At 72.5% G+C, this 13,031-nt stretch carries 14 protein-coding genes; 7 read left to right on the top strand and 7 right to left on the bottom strand.

The window, feature by feature from the left end:
• Positions 1-13: 13 nt before the first annotated feature.
• Positions 14-1,222, bottom strand: coding sequence for a glycogen synthase (gene glgA / locus ACLQ21_RS02135; RefSeq protein WP_425660987.1), 1,209 nt, complete (start codon positions 1,220-1,222; stop codon positions 14-16).
• A gap of 79 nt (positions 1,223-1,301) precedes the next feature.
• On the opposite strand from glgA, the gene glgC reads away from it, so the two are divergent.
• Together glgC and serB are read left to right on the top strand one after the other, a co-directional pair.
• The gene (gene glgC, locus ACLQ21_RS02140; protein ID WP_425660989.1) at positions 1,302-2,540 is read left to right on the top strand and encodes a glucose-1-phosphate adenylyltransferase; all 1,239 of its coding nucleotides are present in this window, start codon (positions 1,302-1,304) and stop codon (positions 2,538-2,540) included.
• A complete protein-coding gene (gene serB, locus ACLQ21_RS02145) occupies positions 2,537-3,181 on the top strand; it encodes a phosphoserine phosphatase SerB (RefSeq protein WP_425660991.1) in 645 nt (214 codons plus the stop codon). The genes glgC and serB overlap by 4 nt, the downstream gene beginning before the upstream one ends.
• A 114-nt stretch (positions 3,182-3,295) precedes the next feature.
• Here the strand turns inward: serB and ACLQ21_RS02150 are convergent, their stop codons facing one another.
• Positions 3,296-3,688, bottom strand: coding sequence for an SRPBCC family protein (locus ACLQ21_RS02150; RefSeq protein ID WP_425660993.1), 393 nt, complete (start codon positions 3,686-3,688; stop codon positions 3,296-3,298).
• A 69-nt stretch (positions 3,689-3,757) separates the two neighbouring features.
• The gene (gene fabG / locus ACLQ21_RS02155; protein ID WP_425660995.1) at positions 3,758-4,465 is read right to left on the bottom strand and encodes a 3-oxoacyl-ACP reductase FabG; all 708 of its coding nucleotides are present in this window, start codon (positions 4,463-4,465) and stop codon (positions 3,758-3,760) included.
• 80 nt (positions 4,466-4,545) lie between these two features.
• On the opposite strand from fabG, the gene ACLQ21_RS02160 reads away from it, so the two are divergent.
• Genes ACLQ21_RS02160 through ACLQ21_RS02170 form a run of 3 tightly spaced genes read left to right on the top strand, consistent with a single transcriptional unit; the run spans position 4,546 to position 5,905 of the window.
• Complete coding sequence (locus ACLQ21_RS02160) at positions 4,546-4,872, top strand: DUF3099 domain-containing protein (protein ID WP_425660997.1); 327 nt, start codon at positions 4,546-4,548, stop codon at positions 4,870-4,872.
• Positions 4,869-5,105, top strand: coding sequence for a hypothetical protein (locus ACLQ21_RS02165; RefSeq protein WP_425660999.1), 237 nt, complete (start codon positions 4,869-4,871; stop codon positions 5,103-5,105). Before ACLQ21_RS02160 ends, ACLQ21_RS02165 begins: the two co-directional genes overlap by 4 nt.
• Positions 5,105-5,905, top strand: a complete 801-nt coding sequence (locus ACLQ21_RS02170; RefSeq protein ID WP_425661000.1) for an SURF1 family protein — start codon at positions 5,105-5,107, stop codon at positions 5,903-5,905. Before ACLQ21_RS02165 ends, ACLQ21_RS02170 begins: the two co-directional genes overlap by 1 nt.
• 13 nt (positions 5,906-5,918) lie before the next feature.
• On the opposite strand, the gene ACLQ21_RS02175 is transcribed toward ACLQ21_RS02170, so the two are convergent.
• Entirely contained in the window at positions 5,919-6,578 is a 660-nt protein-coding gene (locus ACLQ21_RS02175) for a trimeric intracellular cation channel family protein (protein ID WP_425661002.1), read from the bottom strand.
• A 190-nt stretch (positions 6,579-6,768) separates the two neighbouring features.
• Here ACLQ21_RS02175 and ACLQ21_RS02180 point away from each other — a divergent pair, with 190 nt between their 5' ends.
• Positions 6,769-8,400 carry a DUF222 domain-containing protein gene (locus ACLQ21_RS02180; RefSeq protein ID WP_425661004.1) on the top strand — a complete coding sequence of 544 codons (1,632 nt, stop codon included), beginning with the start codon at positions 6,769-6,771 and terminating at the stop codon, positions 8,398-8,400.
• A 108-nt stretch (positions 8,401-8,508) separates the two neighbouring features.
• On the opposite strand, the gene ACLQ21_RS02185 is transcribed toward ACLQ21_RS02180, so the two are convergent.
• Together ACLQ21_RS02185 and ACLQ21_RS02190 are read right to left on the bottom strand one after the other, a co-directional pair.
• Positions 8,509-10,071 carry an ABC-F family ATP-binding cassette domain-containing protein gene (locus ACLQ21_RS02185; protein ID WP_425661405.1) on the bottom strand — a complete coding sequence of 521 codons (1,563 nt, stop codon included), beginning with the start codon at positions 10,069-10,071 and terminating at the stop codon, positions 8,509-8,511.
• Positions 10,072-10,263: 192 nt separating this feature from the next.
• Positions 10,264-11,019 (bottom strand): isocitrate lyase/PEP mutase family protein, encoded by a 756-nt coding sequence (locus ACLQ21_RS02190; protein ID WP_425661006.1) that lies wholly within the window; start codon positions 11,017-11,019, stop codon positions 10,264-10,266.
• A gap of 78 nt (positions 11,020-11,097) precedes the next feature.
• Between ACLQ21_RS02190 and ACLQ21_RS02195 the strand changes: the two genes are divergently transcribed.
• A complete protein-coding gene (locus tag ACLQ21_RS02195) occupies positions 11,098-11,718 on the top strand; it encodes a biotin transporter BioY (protein ID WP_425661008.1) in 621 nt (206 codons plus the stop codon).
• 54 nt (positions 11,719-11,772) lie between these two features.
• Here ACLQ21_RS02195 and ACLQ21_RS02200 read toward each other — a convergent pair whose 3' ends face one another.
• Positions 11,773-13,023, bottom strand: coding sequence for a Gfo/Idh/MocA family protein (locus tag ACLQ21_RS02200; protein ID WP_425661010.1), 1,251 nt, complete (start codon positions 13,021-13,023; stop codon positions 11,773-11,775).
• Positions 13,024-13,031 lie beyond the last annotated feature (8 nt).

A 13,031-nucleotide genomic window follows, 5' to 3' on the forward strand; every position in this document is an offset into this window, starting at 1 on the left:
CGTCGGCGGTGCCTCAGCGCGCAGGGCGGGCGGCGCGCTCGGCGATGACGGTCTCGTACACCTCGCGGGTCTGCTCGGCGATCCGGCCCCAGTCGAAGCGCTCCCGGGCGCGCTGTCGCCCCGCCTCCCCCATCCGCTTCGCGGCGGCCGGGTCGGCGACCATGCGCTGCAGTGCGTCGGCGAGGTCGGCGACGTAGCGGTCGGGGTCGGTCGGCGTGCCGGTGCCGTCCTGCACCTGGTCGATCGGCACGAGGAAGCCCGTGACGCCGTCGTCGATGACCTCAGGGATGCCGCCGGTCGCGCTGCCGACGACGGGTGCGCCGCACGCCATCGCCTCGAGGTTGACGATGCCGAGCGGCTCGTAGACGCTCGGGCACACGAACGTGGTGGCGTGCGTGAGCAGCACGCGCAGGTCGTCGCGCGGCAGCACTGCGTCGATCCAGACGACGCCCTCGCGGGTCGACTGCAGCTCGGTGACGAGCGCCTTGACCTCCTCGAGGATCTCGGGCGTGTCGGGCGCACCCGCGCACAGCACCAGCTGCACGTCGTCGGGCAGCGCGCTCGCCGCGCGCAAGAGGTGCGGCAGGCCCTTCTGGCGCGTGATGCGGCCGACGAACACGACGGATGGGCGGTCGGGGTCGAGGCCCAGCTCTCGCGCACGGTCGGCGTCGGGGTTCGGCGACCAGGCGTCGAGGTCGATGCCGTTGTAGATGGTCACGACGCGGTCGGGGTCGAGCGCCGGGTACGAGCGCAGGATGTCGGCGCGCATCCCGTCGGAGACCGCGATGACCCGATCGGCCGCCTCGTACGCGCGGCGCTCGATGTCGCTCGAGATCCGGTAGCCGCCGCCGAGCTGCTCGGCCTTCCAGGGGCGCAGCGGCTCGAGCGAGTGCGCGGTGACGACGTGCGGGATGCCGTGCAGCTCCTGCGCGAGCCTGCCCGCCTCGTTGGCGTACCAGGTGTGCGAGTGCACGAGCTCGCTGCCGACGACCGCGTCGGCGATCTGCAGGTCGACGGCGAGCGTCTGCAGCGCGCCGTTCGCGTCGGCGAGCTCGGCGGGCACGTCGTAGGCGGTCACGTCCGCCTCGTCGCGTGGCTCGCCGAAGCACCGCACCTGCACCTCGATCGAGCGCCGCAGCGCCTTCACGAGCTCGGCCGCGTGGACGCCGGCGCCCCCGTAGACGGCGGGCGGGTACTCCTTGGTGAGCAGGTCGATGCGCATGGCCTCACGCTACCCGCGCGGTGCGGCATCCGGCGGAGTTCTCTGGTGATGCTCACCGGGGGGACATAGGGTGGCGCACATGGACAAGAAGGTCTTCGGGATCGTGCTGGCCGGTGGCGAGGGCAAGCGGCTGATGCCGTTGACTGCGGATCGGGCGAAGCCCGCGGTCCCGTTCGGCGGCGCCTATCGGCTCATCGACTTCGCCATCTCGAACCTCATCAACTCGAGCCTGCGGCAGATCGTGGTGCTGACGCAGTACAAGTCGCACTCGCTCGACCGGCACATCTCGCAGGTGTGGCGCATGTCGTCGATGCTCAACGCCTACGTCACCTCCGTGCCGGCGCAGCAGCGCACCGGCAAGCACTGGTTCGCCGGCTCGGGCGATGCGATCTTCCAGTCGCTCAACCTCATCTCCGACGAGAAGCCCGACATCGTCGTCGTCGTGGGTGCCGACCACGTCTACCGCATGGACTTCCGCGACATGATCGCGGCGCACATCGCCTCCGGGGCGCGCGCGACCGTCGCGGGGATCCGTCAGCCGATCGAGCTCGCCAACCAGTTCGGCGTGATCGAGGAGGACGAGGAGCGCGACGGCTTCATCAAGGCCTTCCACGAGAAGCCCGCCGACGCGACCGAGTACGCGGTCGGACCGGGCGAGGTGCTCGCGTCGATGGGCAACTACGTCTTCGACGCCGACGCGCTCGTCGAGGCCGTCACGGTCGACAACCAGCTCGAGAACTCGGGCCACGACATGGGCGGCGACATCGTGCCCTGGTTCGTCGAGCGCGGCGAGGCCGCGATGTACGACCTCAAGAACAACACCGTGCCGGGCGCGACCGAGCGCGACAAGTACTACTGGCGCGACGTCGGGACGATCGAGTCGTTCTTCGACGCGCACATGGACCTCATCTCGGCGCTGCCGATCTTCAACCTCTACAACCGCGAGTGGCCGATCTACACGCAGACGGTCAACGCGCCGCCGGCGAAGTTCACGCGCGACGCGTGGGGTCGGGCAGCCGACGTCAACGAGGCGATCGTGGGCGCGGGCTCCGTCGTGCAGGGCGCGTCGATCGTGCGCAGCGTCGTCTCGCCGTGGTGCACCGTCGACGCGGGCGCGACCGTCTCGGACGCGATCCTCTTCGACCAGGTGCACGTGGGCGCCGGCGCCGTGGTGCGGCGCGCGATCATCGACAAGGCCGTCGAGATCGGGCCCGGCGTGCAGATCGGCGTCGACCACGAGGCGGATCGGGCGCGCGGCTTCGCGATCTCGACGTCCGGCATCGTGACGGTCGGCAAGGGCCAGAAGATCATGCAGTGACGGCGGCCAGCCTGCTGGTCGTCACCGACGTCGACTCGACGCTCATCCGCGACGAGGTCATCGAGCTGCTGGCGCGCGCGGTCGGCGCCGACGCCGAGCGCCGTGTCGCGGAGGTGACCGAGCGCGCCATGCGCGGCGAGCTCGACTTCGCCGCATCGCTCGCCGAGCGGCTGCTCGTGCTCGAGGGGCTGCCGGCGTCGATCGTCGACGAGGCGCGAGCGCAGATCACCGTCACCGACGGCGTGCCCGAGCTCATCGCCGCCGTGCACGAGCGCGGCGGCCGGATCGCCGCGGTGTCGGGCGGCTTCCACGAGGTGCTCGACCCGCTCGCGGCCGAGCTCGGCATCGACCACGCCCGGGCGAACCGGCTCGAGGTAGCGGATGGGCGCCTGACCGGCCGCTCCACCGGTCCCGTCATCGACGGTGGGGCGAAGCGGGACACGCTCGAGTCGCTGCGGCTGAACCTCGGCGTGCCGCGGGAGCGGATCATGGCGGTCGGCGACGGCGCGAACGACCTGCTCATGATGGCCGCCTCGGGGATCTCGGTCGCGTTCTGCGCGAAGCCCGCCGTCCGCGCCCGCGCGAGCCACATCGTCGACGTGCCCGACTTCCGGGAGCTCATCGCGCTGCTGCCCGCCTGACCCGCGGCCTGGACCGCCCATGCGGAGGCGATCCCGGCGCTCGTGCCCGAGCGGAGGCGGATCCGCCCTCGTCCTGTGGCGGCGCCTCCGTTGCGGGCGCTGCTGCTTCGGGCGCTACCGCTCCAGCAGCCCGCGGAGCCGCTCGAGGTCGGCCGCGACGGCCCTCGCGTCGGCCTCGAACGCATCCGCCGTGACGCCCTCGAGCCGCCGCAGCGTGAAGACGACCTCGGCGCCGAGCGGATGCGCGAGCACGCGCAGCGGGTTCTGCACCGTCGTGCCGTCGGGCAGCGTCACGTCGTGGTCGAGCACCCCGAACGGGTTCGGCGGCGCGAAGCGCACGCGCACCTCCCCCATCGGCGACTCGACGACGAGCGCGTCGCCATCGTCGCGCAGCCCGCCCTCGGCGAGCCCCGCCGCCCACTCCGGCAGGTGCTGTGGATCGCGTGCGAACGCGGCCACCTCGCGGGGATCGCGACGGATGACGACGCTGAGGTGCCGGCTCTCCACGATGTGCTGCCCCGTGCCCAGTGGTCCCGTGCCCAGTAGTCCCGTGCCCCGCGTCTAGTGGCCCCGCGCCTAGTGGCCCATGCCGAGGCCGCCGTCGACGGGGATGACGGCCCCCGAGACGTACGCGGCGTCGTCGCTCGCGATCCATCGGACGACGGCCGCGATCTCCTCGGGCGAGCCGTACCGGCCGGCCGGGATCGCCTTCTTGTACTCGGCCTGGGTCGCGTCGTCGAGCGCCGCGGTCATATCGGTCTCGATGAAACCGGGGGCGACGACGTTCGCGGTGATGCCGCGCGCGCCGAGCTCGCGCGTGATCGACCGCGCGATGCCGACGAGCCCCGCCTTCGAGGCCGCGTAGTTGACCTGGCCGGGGCCGCCGTAGAGCCCGACGACGCTCGAGATCAGCACGACCCGGCCCCACTTGGCGCGGAGCATCCCCTTGGATGCCCGCTGCACCACCCGGAAGGCGCCGCCGAGGTTCGTGTCGACGACGTCCGAGAAGTCCTGCTCGCTCATGCGCATGAGCAGCGTGTCGCGGGTGATGCCGGCGTTCGCGACGACGACCTCGACCGGGCCGAGCTCCGCCTCGATCTGCGTGAATGCCGCGTCGATCGATGCCGCGTCGGTTACGTCCGCTGCCACGGCGAGCGCGCCCTCCGGGCCGGATCCGTCGCGCGACGTGATCGCGACGCGGTGGCCGGCGTCGAGGAAGGACTGGGCGATCGCGCGGCCGATGCCGCGGTTGCCGCCGGTGACGAGCACGGTGCGAGAGGTCATGCTCGCCAGCCTAGGGCTCTCGGTGATTCCGCCCAGAGCACAGACGGCGCCGGTCGCGCGGGCGTAGACTCCTAGGAGCCATGCGAGCTCGATCCGCGTCGATCACCGACCTCCCGATGTCCCCTGATGAGGAGCGGGAGAGGCGATTCCGGCTGTACTTGATCCTCATGCTCGTGCGGGTGGCCGCACTTGGGGTGTTCTTCATCGTGCCCGACTGGTGGAAGCTCATCCCCGCCTTCTTCGCCGTCTTCCTGCCCTACTTCGCGGTCGTGATCGCGAACGCGACGAGCCGGACGACGTCCGATCAGGCTCGCGTGGCGCCGAACGCGCTGCCCGCGACGCCGACGTATCGGGCACCGAGCGACGCCGACCCGTCCGCGGCGGAGCCCACGGAGACCGCTGCGTGAGCCTGCTCTCGATGCTCGACGGCGACGTCGGCGCGCGCTGCTCCGCCGCCGGCTGCGCCGCGCCTGCCGTGCACGCGGTGCACTGGCGCAATCCGCGCATCCACGCCGACGACCGGGTGAAGACGTGGGCCGCGTGCGACGCGCACCGCGACTCGCTCGCGGCGTGGCTGCGCTCGCGCGCGTTCCCCGTCACCGTGACCGCCTTCGGCGAGACCGTGGAGCGAGTCGCCTGATGCTGCGACTCCTCCGCGAGCCTCGCTGGCTCGGCTACCTCGCGCTGGCCATCGCGTTCGCGCTCGTCTGCTGCTTCCTGGGCTGGTGGCAGTGGGACCGCCGCGAGCAGGCGCTCGCCGCGATCGACCGGCTCGAGTCGAACTACGACCGCGCGCCCGTGGCGGTGACGGATGCGCTGCCGGCGCTCGACACGTTCGACGTCGACCAGCAGTGGACGCCCGTGCTGCTCGAGGGCGAGTACCTCGTCGAGGAGCAGCTGCTGCTGCGCGGCCGCTGGCGCGAGGGTGAGGTCGGCTTCGACGTCATCACCCCGTTCCGCACGCTCGACGGCACGGTGTTCCTCGTCGACCGCGGCTGGATCGACCAGGCCGAGGGCGCCGAGCAGCCCATCACCGCGCCGGCGACGCCGGAGGGCCGGACGACGGTCGTCGCGCGACTGCGCCCGAACGAGGGGCGGATCGCCGGCCGCGGTGCGCCCGAGGGGCAGATCGCGTCGGTCGACCTGCCGTCGATCGCGGCCGACCTCGGGGCGCCGACGTACACGGGCGCCTACGGACTGCTCGTGACCGAGGGCGGCGAGGTGCCCACCGACGTCGCCGTGGCCGTGCGGCCGGTGCTCGACGAGGGACCCCACCTGTCGTACTCGCTGCAGTGGTACGTGTTCGCCCTCGGCGGGTTCGCGGCGCTCGTGTGGGCGATGCGCGACGCGCGGCGCGGCGAGACGGTGCCGGTAGAGCGGCCGCCGCGCAAGCGGCGCAGCGACGCCGATGTCGAGGACGACATCCTCGATCGGCGCTGAGCCCCGCGCGCCGTCACTCCCGGATGATCGGGATCGCCTCGGTCTTCAGCGCCGGCACGTGCCAGCGCAGCAGCTCGCTCATGATGCGCAGCGCGGTCACGAGCGCGGCGAGCACCGCGAGCACGACCCAGTTGCCGTAGCCGAGCTCGACCGCCGCCGCCGCGGCGCTCGACCCCACGAGCGCCGGCAGCAGGTACAGCCGGGAGTCGCGCCGGAAGACGGCGGGGATGTCGTTGGCGAGCGCGTCGCGCAGCATGCCGCCGCCGATGCCCGTCAGCATGCCGACGAAGGCGGCGCCGACCGGGCCCACGCCGTACTCGATGGCCTTGCGCGCGCCCTCGACCGCGAACACGCCGAGCCCGATGGCGTCGAACACGAGCACGGGCTTGTCGAGCCGCTCCATCCACCGGTGGAGCGCGATGACGACGAGCGCGCCGCCGAGCGCGACCGCGAGCATCCACCACTCGACGAGGGCCGCGACCGGGGTCGCGCCGATCAGCACGTCGCGCAGCATGCCGCCGCCCGTCGCGGTCACGACCGCGAGCCCCGCCATGCCGACGACATCCATGCGCTTCTGCACGGCGAGCAGCGCACCCGAGATCGCGAACGCCAGGATGCCGATGATCGAGAACGTGAGCCGCGCGGTCGCGAGCCAGCCCGTGGGCTCTTCCATCGCGCGCTCCTTCCGTCTCGAGATGGCGCTCGTGCGCCCAGCATCGAGGATCCCACGGCCGCGCCCCGCTTCTCCCCCGTTGGTCGAGCCGGTCCGGGCGCGCAGTGCCCTGACCGTGTCGAGACCGCCCGGGCTGGGCGGTTGTCCACAGCCGGGCAGCGATGTCAGTGGCCCGTGATCCAATGCGGTCATGGACGAGTGGGGCATCGATGCGGAGGCCTACATCGAGGCCGTCCGTGGCGGTGCGCTGGACCCGTACGGGGCGTCGGCGGAGGAGCTGCAGGCGTCGCTCGATGCGTTCGATCGGCAGTCGACCGCCCAGCTGATGGCGATGACCGACGCGGAGGTCGAGGCGGGCGCGCAGCTGCCGCCGCTGCCGCGCGAGCCGGAGTCCGCGGCGCAGGAGCGGCAGCGGCTCGACGGCGAGTTCGCGGCGCGGATGCGGGCGATCGAGACCAGGTCGGCGCGGGTGGAGGGTGAGCGGCGGGCGCTGATGGCGGCGCACCTGCAGCGGATGATCGACATGGCCGGCGACGCGGGTCCGCGGGTGCGGGAGCTGGCGTCGTTCGCGGCGGTCGAGCTGGGCCTGTCGGGGGCGGGCATGGAGCGGCGGATGACGGAGGCGTGGACGATCGTCACCGAGCTGCCCGCCGCCCATCAGGCCGCCGCCGAAGGCAGGATCACGACCGGGCATCTGCGGGTGATCGAGTCGGAGACGCGCGCGGTGCGGCTCGACCCGGGCGTCGACGCGGCGCAGCGCGACGAGGTGGTGGCGGCGCTGGTCGCGATCGCCGAGACCACCAGTCCCGGCCGGTTGCGGAAGCGGGCGAAGTTCGTCGTCAACGAGGTGCTCTCCGAGCCGTTGCAGGTGCGGCACGACACCGCCCGGCAGCGGCGGCGGGTGGAGCTGTTCGACGCCGGCGACGGCATGTCCGACCTCGTCGTGCACGGCCCGTCGTTGGAGCTGTCGGCGATCTTCGACCGGCTCACGCAGGCCGCGCGCGGCAAGCCGAAGGACGAGCCGCGCACCTTCGACCAGTTCCGCTGCGATGCGGCGCAGGAGCTGCTGCTGGCCGGGGTGGTGCCGGAGGATCTGCACGGCATCTCCGCGATCCGGGCGACGGTCGGGATCCTGATCCCGGCGACCACGCTGCTCCACGACCCGCGCGAGCAGGACCCGGCCCTGCAGGGGCTGGACCTGCCGGCGTCGATCGACGGGCGGGTGCTCGTCGACCGGGACACGGCGCGGCGGATCGCGGCGGCGACGGCGACCTGGGAGCGGCTGTTCACCGACCCGGTCACCGGCACCGTGGTCGCGGTCGACTCCCGCCGGCAGACGGTCGCGCAGAAGCTGTGGCTGCAGGCCAGGGACGGCTGGTGCCGCTGCCCCGGCTGCCCGAACCCCGCCCGCCGCGCCGACGTCGACCACACCGTCCCCTGGTCCGAGGGCGGCCCGACGCGGCTCGACAACCTCGAGCACCTGTGCCGGCGCTGCCACCTGCTCAAGCACGACTCCCGCTGGACCGTGCGGCAGCTGCCCGGCGGGGTGCTCGAGTGGACGTCCGGGATCGGGCAGGTCATCCGCGACCAGCCCGAACCCATCGGCCCCGTCTTCACCGACCTGCCCCGCCGCGGCCGCGACCCCGCGCCCACGCCCGCCGAGAAGCGCCGCCGCCGCAAGGCGGCCGCCGAGCAGATGCGCGCCGAGACCGAGCTCTGGCGCAACCCCGACACCCGACCCGACCCGCAGCCGCCCGACACCACCGGCCACTGGGGCATCCCACCCCAACCGACCGACGACGAACCACCACCACCGTTCTGACGCCGCACGGTTCTGTCACCGTTACACCGGGCGGCTGGCGCTACGACGAGCGATTGGCGCTACGCGGGGCGGATGAGGTCGCCCGAGACCGGGCCGATGAGGTCGGCGCTACGCCAGGCCGATGAGGTCGAGGTACTCCGGGTTCCAGAGGTCCTCCGTGCCGTCGGGCATGATCAGCACGCGCTCTGGATCGAGCGCCTCGACGGCGCCCTCGTCGTGGCTGACGAGGATGACGGCGCCCTCGTAGGCGCCGAGCGCGCCGAGGATCTCCTCGCGGCTCGCCGGGTCGAGGTTGTTGGTCGGCTCGTCGAGCAGCAGCAGGTTCGCGCTCGACACGACGAGCATCGCGAGCGACAAGCGCGTCTTCTCGCCGCCCGAGAGCACTCGCGCTGGCTTGTCGGCGTCGTCGCCCGTGAACAGGAACGAGCCGAGCACGCGGCGTGCCTCGGTCGCCGTGATGTCGGGCGAGGCCGAGAGCATGTTCGAGAGCACGGAGCGCTCGACGTCGAGCGTCTCGTGCTCCTGCGCGTAGTAGCCGACGCGCAGCCCGTGGCCGCGCTCGATCTCACCGGTGTCGCTCTCGGAGACGCCCGCGAGGATCCGCAGCAGCGTCGTCTTCCCCGCGCCGTTGAGGCCCAGGATCACGACGCGGGATCCGCGGTCGACCGCGAGGTCGACGGCCGTGAAGATCTCGAGCGAGCCGTACGACTTCGAGAGGTCGCGCGCCATGATCGGCGTCTTCCCGACAGGAGCCGGCTTCGGGAAGCGCAGCTTCGCGACCCGGTCGACCGCCCGCACGTCCTCCAGGCCGGAGCGCATCCGCTCGGCACGCTTGGCCATCTGCTTCGACGCGACGGCCTTCGACGCCTTCGCGCCCATCTTCGCCGCCTGCAGCTCGAGCTGGCTCGCCTGCTTCTCGACGTTGGCGCGCTCGCGCTTGCGCCGCTCCGCGTCGGACTCGCGCTGCCGCAGGTAGAGCTTCCACGACATGTTGTAGATGTCGATGACCTGCCGGTTCGCGTCGAGGTAGAAGACGCGATTGACGGTCTCCTCGACGAGCTGCACGTCGTGGCTGATGATCAGCAGGCCGCCCTGGTAGCCCTTGAGGAACTCGCGCAGCCAGGCGACGGAGTCGGCGTCGAGGTGGTTCGTCGGCTCGTCGAGCAGCATCGTGTCGGCACCCGAGAACAGGATGCGCGCAAGCTCGATGCGGCGGCGCTGGCCGCCGGAGAGCGTCTCGAGCGGCTGGTCGAGGATGCGGTCGGGCAGCTGCAGGTTCGACGCGATCGCGGCGCCCTCCGCCTCGGCCGCGTAGCCGCCGAGCGCGAGGAAGCGGTCCTCGAGCCTGCTGTAGCGGCGCATCGCCTCGTCGGCGACGGCGCCGCCCTCGCCCATCTGCTCGGTCGCGATGCGCATGCCCTCGACGAGCTCGCCGATGCCGCGGGCATCGAGGATGCGTCGGCGCGCGGTCTGCTTCGGGTCGCCGGAGCGCGGGTCCTGCGGCAGGTAGCCGATCTCGCCGCTGCGCTCGACGGTGCCGGAGAAGGTGTGGCCGTCGCGGTCATCGCTGATGCCAGCGAGCACCTTCGTCATCGTGGTCTTGCCGGCGCCGTTGCGGCCGACCAGGCCGATCTTGTCGCCCCGCTCGATGCGGAAGGAGACGTCGGTCATGAGCGTCCGCGGGCCGACGGAGAGCTCGAATCCGGACACGGCGATCACGCGCGGGAGCCTCTCTCGATGCGGTTGGGGGTTCGGCCCGCGTTGAGCGAGCCAGCCGTCCAGTCTACCAGCGCAACGAGGCGCCCGAGTCGGCGCTGTGCGGCGTCAGCACCTGACGCAGCGACACGGGCTCAGTGCACGCCCTCAGCGCCACGGCCGCGCGAACTCCTGGATCGACTCGGTGAGCGCCATCTGCAGCAGCGGCCCGAAGGTCACGCGACGGGCGCCGCTCGCGCGGATCTCGGCCAGCCCACCGACCACCGACCCCTTGATCGGGTGCGCCGTCACGTTCACGGGCAGCGACACCTGCGTGAGGATCGCCTGCAGCGCGTCGGCGCTGGGCGGCCGCACCGGGTACAGCGACCGGGCGCCGGCCTGCTCGGCGAGCTCCATCCGGAGGATCGCCTCCTCGAGCGGGTCGCCGCCGTGCAGCTCCGGCCGCGCGAACGCGTCGGTGCGGGCGTTGATGACGACGTCGACGCCCGCGGCGTCGGCCGCTGCGCGCAGCCCGGCGACGTAGTCCGCGTGCTCCTGCGCCTCGCGCATCCTGCCCTCGCCGTGCACGGTGTCCTCGACGTTGAGCCCGACGGCGCCGGCTGCGAGCAGCCGATCGATGAGCTCGGCGGGCGAGGCGCCGTAGCCCGACTCGACGTCGGCGGTGACGGGCACGTCGACGGATGCGGTGATGCGGGCGATGCCCTCCATCGCGTCGTCGAGGCTCATCCCCTCGTTGTCCTGCTGGCCGCGCGATTCGGCGAGCGGGTGGCTGCCGATCGAGATCGCGGCGAAGCCCGTGTCGACGAGCGTGCGGGCGGACCACGCGTCCCACGCGGTGGGGAGCACGACGAACTCGTCGTGCATCGCGAGCAGTGCGGTGGCCTTGCGTGCGAGATCGCTCATGCCTCGATGCTACGGCGCGAGCGGCGTCGCACGCTGTGGATGCGGTGCCGGCGACGGGCGCGGCCCTAGGCTGACCCCATGACTGCCATCGCGCACCCGCTCCCACGCCGTTCCGTGCTCGCCGACGCGCTCGTCGGCCAGCGCACGCTCGCCAAGGACCTGCTGCTCGTCGTCGCCGGCATCGCCGTCGTCGCGGCGCTCGCGCAGGTGGAGGTGCCGATGTGGCCGGTGCCGATCACGGGCCAGACGCTCGGCGTCATGCTCGTCGCCGCGACGCTCGGCCTCAGCCGCGGCGTCGCCTCGATGGCCGGCTACCTGGTGCTCGGCGTCGCGGGAGCCCCGATCTTCGCGACCTTCACCGGCGGCATCGCCGCCGTCGGCAAGCCGAGCTTCGGCTTCATCATCGGCTTCATCGCGACCGCCGCTGTGGTGGGCTGGCTCGCCGAGCGCCGCTGGGACCGCCGGCCGCTGCTCGCGATCGCCCTGTTCGGCGCAGCGAGCCTCATCCCCTTCGCGTTCGGCATCCCCTACATGGCCGCGGTGCTCGCCGCCATGGGCACGCCCGTCGACCTGGCCGGAGCGCTCCGCCTCGGCTTCGTGCCCTTCATCGTCGGCGGCATCGTGAAGTGGGCGATCGCCGCCGCGGCGATGCCCGCCGCCTGGGCCGGGGTGCGCGCCCTCGACCGCCGCGACGACTGACCGCATCCGTGACGAAGGCCCGCGCGCGAGCGCGGGCCTTCGCTGTCTCCGGGCTCAGCGCCGCGGGTTCCAGGTGCCCTGCGCCACGTCCGGCACGAAGTCGCTGACATCGACGGGCCAACGCACGGTCTGCTCGGTCTGCGCCGACAGGTAGGCGGCCATCAGCAGCTCCGCGACCGCGACGCCGTTGCGCAGCGACTCCATCGGCTGCTCGCCGCGCCGGAAGCAGGCGGCCACGTGGCGGTTCTCGCCCGTGTAGCCGTAGGAGGCCGCCTCATCCGAGACGACCGGCATGAGCCCTTGCTCGGCGTTCTGCTTCTCGAGCATGTCCTCGCCCTCCTGCTGCCCGAGCTCTCGCGACAGGAACACCTTCGACTCGGTCGCGAGCGTGTCCGACTGCATCGAGTACTCAGGCCCGAGCAGTTCGAACGAGAGTCGCAGCCCGGCGCCCACATAGCTCCACGAGGTGGTGCCCTCGGCGATCACGGTCTCGCCGTCGCCGTTCACGAACTCCCACGCGGCGCGCGCGTAGTCCTCGCTCGGCCGCTCGCGGTAGTCGGGCGCGCCCGGGTAGAGCTCCATGAGCCGCTCCGCGTAGGCCGGCCTGCCCCACTTGAGCGACTGGATGCTCGCCGTCACCGACACCGGCGTCAGCCAGTCGGCGGGGTCGACTCCCGGCGGGGTGAGCAGGAACCTGCCGGCCTCGACGGAGTGGCACATCATGTCGCTCAGCACGCCGCCGCCCTGCTTCGCGCCGTCCCAGAACCACGCCTTGTGCGGCCCGGAGTGCTCCTCGGCGCACCGCGCGAGGTAGGGACTGCCAGCCTCGCTCGCACCGCGGCGCCACACGAGGTCGTGGGCGCGCGTGATGGCCGGCGAGTAGACCTGGTTCTCGAGGTAGGCGTGCAGCAGCCCGACCGACTCGACGAGCTCGAGGATCTCGGTCGCCTCGGCGACCGTGCGTCCGAGCGGCTTCTCGATCGCGATACCGGTGAGCTTCGCGCCGGCGCGCACCTCCTCGACGATGGCGCGCACGGTCTCGAGCCGCACGTCGTTCGGCGTCAGCACCCACACGGCGTCGACGCGGTCGTCGCGCACAAGCGCGCGCACGTCGTCGTGCGCGACCACGTCGTCGCCGACGCCGATCTCCTGGGCGATGCCGGCCAGTCGAGCGGCGCTCTCGCGGGTGCGGGATGCGACGGCCACGACATCCGCGTCGCGCACGCCTATCCACGAGCGCACGTGGAACTCGCCGATGAAGCCGGCGCCGACGATGCCGACGCCGAGCACTGGGCGCTGAGCCATGGTGGGGA

It is taken from the genome of Agrococcus sp. DT81.2, assembly GCF_049844935.1.
Lineage (GTDB): Bacteria > Actinomycetota > Actinomycetes > Actinomycetales > Microbacteriaceae > Agrococcus.

Excerpts from the sequence above, each read along its gene's own strand:
- ACLQ21_RS02175 (WP_425661002.1), bottom strand. The coding sequence starts at position 6,578 with ATGGAAGAGCCCACGGGCTGGCTCGCGACCGCGCGGCTCACGTTCTCG.
- ACLQ21_RS02195 (WP_425661008.1), top strand. The coding sequence starts at position 11,098 with ATGACTGCCATCGCGCACCCGCTCCCACGCCGTTCCGTGCTCGCCGAC.
- glgA (WP_425660987.1), bottom strand. The coding sequence starts at position 1,222 with ATGCGCATCGACCTGCTCACCAAGGAGTACCCGCCCGCCGTCTACGGG.
- ACLQ21_RS02170 (WP_425661000.1), top strand. The coding sequence starts at position 5,105 with ATGCTGCGACTCCTCCGCGAGCCTCGCTGGCTCGGCTACCTCGCGCTG.
- ACLQ21_RS02200 (WP_425661010.1), bottom strand. The coding sequence starts at position 13,023 with ATGGCTCAGCGCCCAGTGCTCGGCGTCGGCATCGTCGGCGCCGGCTTC.
- ACLQ21_RS02190 (WP_425661006.1), bottom strand. The coding sequence starts at position 11,019 with ATGAGCGATCTCGCACGCAAGGCCACCGCACTGCTCGCGATGCACGAC.
- ACLQ21_RS02160 (WP_425660997.1), top strand. The coding sequence starts at position 4,546 with ATGCGAGCTCGATCCGCGTCGATCACCGACCTCCCGATGTCCCCTGAT.
- ACLQ21_RS02185 (WP_425661405.1), bottom strand. The coding sequence starts at position 10,071 with ATGACCGACGTCTCCTTCCGCATCGAGCGGGGCGACAAGATCGGCCTG.
- glgC (WP_425660989.1), top strand. The coding sequence starts at position 1,302 with ATGGACAAGAAGGTCTTCGGGATCGTGCTGGCCGGTGGCGAGGGCAAG.
- ACLQ21_RS02180 (WP_425661004.1), top strand. The coding sequence starts at position 6,769 with ATGGACGAGTGGGGCATCGATGCGGAGGCCTACATCGAGGCCGTCCGT.
- fabG (WP_425660995.1), bottom strand. The coding sequence starts at position 4,465 with ATGACCTCTCGCACCGTGCTCGTCACCGGCGGCAACCGCGGCATCGGC.